The sequence below is a fragment of the Pseudomonas sp. 5Ae-yellow genome, assembly GCF_014077575.1.
GTDB classification, from domain to species: domain Bacteria; phylum Pseudomonadota; class Gammaproteobacteria; order Pseudomonadales; family Pseudomonadaceae; genus Halopseudomonas; species Halopseudomonas neustonica.
The window spans coordinates 1-3,191 of sequence record NZ_JACGWE010000090.1 but is presented as its reverse complement, the minus strand read 5'-3'; the positions used below and the strand labels follow the sequence as shown (position 1 = coordinate 3,191).

6 protein-coding genes are annotated in these 3,191 nt (G+C 54.9%); 2 read left to right on the top strand and 4 right to left on the bottom strand.

Translation table 11 applies throughout. From position 1 onward, the window contains the following. Both H4J77_RS19270 and H4J77_RS19265 read left to right on the top strand, forming a co-directional pair. Nucleotides 1–214, top strand: a 214-nt coding sequence (locus H4J77_RS19270) for a transposase (protein WP_182250058.1), incomplete at its 5' end; no start/stop codon positions are given. A gap of 9 nt (nt 215–223) precedes the next feature. Continuing rightward, the gene (locus H4J77_RS19265; protein ID WP_182250056.1) at nt 224–673 is read left to right on the top strand and encodes a hypothetical protein; all 450 of its coding nucleotides are present in this window, start codon (nt 224–226) and stop codon (nt 671–673) included. A 61-nt stretch (nt 674–734) separates the two neighbouring features. On the opposite strand, the gene H4J77_RS19260 is transcribed toward H4J77_RS19265, so the two are convergent. From H4J77_RS19260 to H4J77_RS19245, 4 genes are all read right to left on the bottom strand, one after another. Next, a complete protein-coding gene (locus tag H4J77_RS19260; RefSeq protein WP_182250054.1) occupies nt 735–1,520 on the bottom strand; it encodes an SDR family oxidoreductase in 786 nt (261 codons plus the stop codon). Between the two features lie 164 nt (nt 1,521–1,684). Next, nucleotides 1,685–1,966 (bottom strand): type II toxin-antitoxin system RelE/ParE family toxin, encoded by a 282-nt coding sequence (locus H4J77_RS19255; protein WP_182250052.1) that lies wholly within the window; start codon nt 1,964–1,966, stop codon nt 1,685–1,687. Continuing rightward, nucleotides 1,963–2,235: a CopG family ribbon-helix-helix protein gene (locus H4J77_RS19250; protein WP_123890912.1), complete on the bottom strand. Its 273-nt coding sequence runs from the start codon at nt 2,233–2,235 to the stop codon at nt 1,963–1,965. The genes H4J77_RS19255 and H4J77_RS19250 overlap by 4 nt, the downstream gene beginning before the upstream one ends. 217 nt (nt 2,236–2,452) lie before the next feature. After that, complete coding sequence (locus tag H4J77_RS19245) at nt 2,453–3,040, bottom strand: GNAT family N-acetyltransferase (RefSeq protein WP_182250050.1); 588 nt, start codon at nt 3,038–3,040, stop codon at nt 2,453–2,455. Nucleotides 3,041–3,191: the final 151 nt, after the last annotated feature.

Here is a 3,191-nt window from a genome sequence, read left to right as displayed (position 1 = left end):
GAGTAGCGACCTTGCTCCTCTGCAGCAGTACGCCAGGCGTCTTGCGGGGTATGTCGACGGGATTATTTCCAGCGCCCTCTACCGGATGAACACCAGTGTTCTGGAAGGCATGAACAACAAGATCAAGATCATCAAACGAATGGCTTACGGTTACCGGGATAACAACTACTTCTTCTTGAAAATCAAAGCAGCGTTTCCCGGTAAAATGCGATGAACCAAAAAAATGGCTATGACAGCCGCGCTTTCTGCCTCCCTGTTTGTCTCTGGCTGCGCCAGTATCATTAGCGATTCGCAATACCCTGTTTCCGTAAAATCCGAACCGCCCGGTGCCGAATATCAGATTCGTAACCGCAGTGGCGCTGTTATACATCAAGGCACAACACCGAACACCGTTACCCTCAAGGCAGGCGACGGCTACTTCAAGGGTGCACGTTACAACATGCAGTTTTCCAAGGAAGGCTACGAGCAGCAAAGCCAGACTCTGGATTCCAGCGTGGATGGTTGGTACTGGGCCAACATCGTGTTTGGCGGTTTGATTGGCATGCTGGCGGTTGATCCTGCCACCGGCGCCATGTACAAACTGCCGCCCGCCAGAACGGCCAACTTGATTCAGATACCCATGGCTCAGCCAGCAACGCCTGAAGCGGACGTGGTCAGCGCGGTCAGCGAGTGAAGTAGCTACAGCGGTAATTTTCAGATCCGTAAAAAAGGGCGCCGTAGCGCCCCTTTTTTTATTACAGCTCCATATTGCGCGCCAACTTGTCGCGCAGCAGCTCAGGATCGTTACTCGCAGCCTTATCCAGCTCAGCCAGCTCCTCCGGAATGTACCAGTGCAATTTGTGCTCGTTGTGGTAACTGGCCCACACCACCTTGGCCACCTCCACCGCTTCAATCAGCCGAAATGGCCCTTTGGTTGGCGCTTTGGCCAGAAACTCGTCGGAGGTCATCCCGGTGCGGATCAACCCCGGCAGCGCATCGGCGCAGCGAATATCGAAACGCTTGAACTCGTTCGACCACGCCTCGGTCAGGCCCTTCACCGCGTGCTTGCTGGCCGAATACACCGCGATCAACGGCATGCCCATGGTCGCGGAAGACGATGAGGTGTTGAAGCACAGCGCGTTGGGCGTTTCCTTCAGCAGCGGCAACGCGCTATGGGTGCCATTCATCACGCCAATCACGTTCACATTGATGATCTTCAGCTGATCCTCAAACGACATCTCGTCGAAGTACCCGCGCATGATGATGCCCGCGTTGTTGAACAGAATGTCCATGCGCCCGTCGGTTGCTGCGCCAAACGTCGCTACCGCCGAATCAAACTGCGCCTTGTCGCTCACATCCAGCGTCTGAATCACGCAGTTATCTGCACCCAACTCCGCCTGCAAAGCGTCTAACCCCGCCTGGTTGACGTCGAAGGCGCCAATGAACCAGCCCTGCTCGCGAAACAGGCGCGCAGTCTCGCGGCCCATGCCGGAGGCGGCACCGGTAATGAAGATGGATTGACGGCCAGCGGCGTGTGACATGGGCGATATCTCTTTTGTTGGGATTGTTGATAGAGAGACGTTAGCACTGAGCGAGTGGCTTGGGAGCCAAGGGGTAGTTTGGTTGATTATTGGGGAATCATTGGGGTGATGTTTAGTACGAGGGGGGTTGGTCGAGCGGATGCCTAGCCGGTTGGTGTGCAGGGCTAACGCTCGCCTTCCAGCTCATGCCAAACCCGAAGGATGACTATTACGTTGGTGTGCACCGAGTAGCGGACAACGTACTTGCTAAAGACCATATCCCGAACTGAATCGGGTACGGGTGCCATCTTTACGGGCGAGCCAATATGGGGAAATTCGGTCAGCAAGCTGACTTTGCCGATCAGCTCGGCGGCAATTCTGGCCGCCGCAGAAGGATTGTGTATTGCGATAAATTCCTTCAAGCGTTGCAAGTCTGCAACGGCGTGATCGGTGTAAACCAGTTTCATTTACTCGGCCCCGGTGCATCCTGTTCGGCTTCGGTGCCCCAACTGTTGAGCCAGCTATGTACGTCGCTGGCGTCGACAACGTTGCCCAAAGCCGCAGACTCCATTGCTTCGAGTGTTTGCGTCCAGCGCGCTTGCTCAAGCTGCTGTTTCTCAATGTATTCCGCCAACGCCTGATTGATGACCCAGCCTTTGCTCCGCTCTAATCGCTTGGCTATCGCTTCCAGATGCTGTTCTACTTCGGCCTGAAGACGCACTGTTGTGACTGCCATTGGGAGTCTCCTTAAATCGGTTGACTACAATGCATTACAACATAGTCCGCATTGCTTGCAAACAGGGTGTGTTTGCGAAGTGATTGTTGGTTGGCATTGGCAGGTTGGCTTGGGAGTAGTGAGCTGTTAAGACTACTTTTTAGAGGGAAATGCTTGCTCATTACCCTCTAACAACTCTCCTCGGCACCCAGCTGTTCGGCCGAGTGCTTTATCGACCTTATTGGTTCTCGCTCAGCTTGCTTAGCAAATTGCTTTTAACCGCTGGCCACTCGCTGGCAATGATCGAATACACCACGGTATCGCGGTAGGAGCCGTCGGGCATGATCTGGTGGTTACGCAGGATGCCGTCCTGCTTGGCACCCAGGCGCTCAATCGCAGCACGTGAGGCCTGGTTGAAGTAGTGCGTGCGAAACTCCACGGCGCTGGCCTGCGCCTGTTCGAATAGCGTGGTCAGCAGCAGTAGCTTGCTCTCGGTGTTGATTGGCGTGCGTTTGGCGGCATTGGCGTACCAGGTAAAGCCGATCATCGCGCGTCTATTGGCCTCATCCACGTTGTAATAGCGCGTTGTACCTACCACCTCACCAGACGCTTTCGATCTGACCGCATAGGCAATATTGCCCTGCGCCATATCCGCTATCGCCTTGTGTACATAGTCCGCCATTTGCTCAGCGGTGGGCACGCTGGCGAACCACAGTTTGGGCGAGTCGCCATCGGCGACGGCTTTTTCCAGGGGCTTTATGTGTTGCTCGGTCAGGGGTTCGAGCACCACGAATTGGCCTTCTAGGGTTGCTTGGTTGATAAGCATGCGTGGGTGTCCTTTGGGCTGGGCTGACCTTTCCCCTGAATTAGCACCACTGGTTCGATGAGATTCCTTACGTTACGCCGCCCTTCGAGCGTACTCAACTGGCGACAAGTAGTTTAGTGAGCTGTGCGGTCTAACATAGTTGTAATGTTGC

What these genes read in the sequence shown, in the direction of transcription:
- H4J77_RS19255 (WP_182250052.1), bottom strand. Translation starts at nt 1,966, where the DNA reads ATGAAACTGGTTTACACCGATCACGCCGTTGCAGACTTGCAACGCTTG.
- H4J77_RS19265 (WP_182250056.1), top strand. Translation starts at nt 224, where the DNA reads ATGGCTATGACAGCCGCGCTTTCTGCCTCCCTGTTTGTCTCTGGCTGC.
- H4J77_RS19250 (WP_123890912.1), bottom strand. Translation starts at nt 2,235, where the DNA reads ATGGCAGTCACAACAGTGCGTCTTCAGGCCGAAGTAGAACAGCATCTG.
- H4J77_RS19260 (WP_182250054.1), bottom strand. Translation starts at nt 1,520, where the DNA reads ATGTCACACGCCGCTGGCCGTCAATCCATCTTCATTACCGGTGCCGCC.
- H4J77_RS19245 (WP_182250050.1), bottom strand. Translation starts at nt 3,040, where the DNA reads ATGCTTATCAACCAAGCAACCCTAGAAGGCCAATTCGTGGTGCTCGAA.